Origin of the sequence: Flavobacterium nitrogenifigens (genome assembly GCF_003254565.1) — a bacterium.
In the GTDB taxonomy this organism is placed as follows: domain Bacteria; phylum Bacteroidota; class Bacteroidia; order Flavobacteriales; family Flavobacteriaceae; genus Flavobacterium; species Flavobacterium nitrogenifigens.
The window spans coordinates 1-434 of sequence record NZ_QJRI01000088.1 but is presented as its reverse complement, the minus strand read 5'-3'; the positions used below and the strand labels follow the sequence as shown (position 1 = coordinate 434).

Here is a 434-nt window from a genome sequence, read left to right as displayed (position 1 = left end):
CTGGAGGAAATGCAGCAACAGCTACAGGATTAAGTCCAAACACTTACACGGTAACTGTAACCGATGCAAACGGATGCTTTATAACAGAGTCAATACAAATTATAGAACCCGATGCACTTACAGCAACATTAACAAAAACAAATGTTTTATGCAATCAGACAAATAACGGAACAGCTACTGTAACTCCTTCTGGTGGAACTGGAACTTACGCCTATTCTTGGTCTCCTTCTGGAGGAAATGCAGCAACAGCTACAGGATTAAGTCCAAACACATATTCTGTTACAATTACCGATGCTAATGGATGCTCTATAACAGAAACCGTACAAATTACAGAACCTGATCCGCTTACGGCAACAACATCTCAAACCGATGTTTCTTGTAATGGAGGATCTAACGGGTCTGCAACAGTAAATGTCACTGGAGGAACAGGAACT

Annotated in this window: 1 protein-coding gene; it reads left to right on the top strand. The window is 41.0% G+C overall.

The features are described 5' to 3' along the window. Window positions 1–434 (top strand): SprB repeat-containing protein (locus tag DM397_RS00380; RefSeq protein WP_204251850.1); only part of this gene is annotated, 434 nt, incomplete at both ends.